1 pseudogene is annotated in these 1,132 nt (G+C 45.9%); it reads right to left on the bottom strand.

Going from position 1 to position 1,132, the window contains the following annotated elements:
- A pseudogene (locus GAC_RS05740) lies at positions 1 to 1,132 on the bottom strand (hypothetical protein); the annotation flags it as partial.

Genomic DNA, 1,132 nt, shown 5'->3' with positions numbered 1-1,132 from the left:
TTCTCAGCAATCTCTGTAAGTTCTTCTAGTGCTTTGATCCTATCTATCTGTCTCTCTAGTTTTACCACTTCCTTATCTTTTAGTGCACGTCCCAGTACCTCCGTTCCCGTCATTGCTTTCTCTAGCGGGCTTAATACAAATCCTAATAGTGTCATTCCTTGTTTCGCCAATCCTGCTAAGTCTTTCTCCTGCTTGAGCTTTTCTTGCACCAGCTTCAGCTTCTTCTCTTCCAGCACCTCCTTCAACTGCTTCAGTGTTTCCTTAACCTTGGACAATTCTCTCAATCTCTCTTCTGGTATTAGCTCATCCAACTGTCCTAGCTTTCTTAGTACTCGGATCTCTTCTGCTCCTTCTGCTGCTGTTACTAGCTTACCTACAGCTTGTGTACTATTCTCCTTGCGTATAGCCTGAGCACGCTGCTGTACCAGCTCCTTAAACTCCTCCCTCTTTATCTTCTCTAGCAGATCTAGCTGCTCTCCAAGCTCTGCTTTAATCTTCCCTATCAGTTGCAATCCTTCTTGAACATCTAGTCCTTGTAGCTTCTCAGCTAATGCCTTAACCTTGGCCAATTCTCTCAATCTCTCTTCCAGCCTCAATGCCTTGAGCTCCCTTATCGCTGCTAGTTCTTCTAGTTTGCTCTTGAGTACTTGCAGCTCCGTCATTGCTGCTAGTTTTTTCCGTCTCTCTGTGAGCTTCTTCATTCTCTCTTGCAGCTGCGTTCCGCTCTCCAGCTTCTCTATCTCCCTCTTCATCTCCAGCTGTTCCTGCTCTAAGTCTCCTATCTCCGCTATCTTCTTCAGCAGCTCCGACTCCTCCAGCTTCTCCAGTTCTCCTACCTGATCCTTCACCTCCTCTATATCCTCAACCTTTATCGCCACTTCCTCCTTTACCTTCTTCACCTCTTCCAACTTCTTAGCTTCTAGCCTCTCCAAGTCTCCTAGGCCTTCCTTTACTAGCGCTCTAAGCTTTTCTATCTCTTCTGATCCTTGTAGCTTCTCTATCTCCTCAGGCTTTAACTGCTCGAGCTTCTCTAACCACTTTTGCTCTTCTTCTTCTTTTATCTTCTCCTTAAGCTCTCGAACCTTTTCCTTGGCTTTTGTCGTCTTCTGCTTAAGCCTCCCCCTCACCTTCT

Origin of the sequence: Anaplasma marginale str. Florida, assembly GCF_000215485.1 — a bacterium.
GTDB classification, from domain to species: Bacteria; Pseudomonadota; Alphaproteobacteria; order Rickettsiales; family Anaplasmataceae; genus Anaplasma; species Anaplasma marginale.
This window is presented reverse-complemented; position numbering and strand designations above follow the sequence as displayed.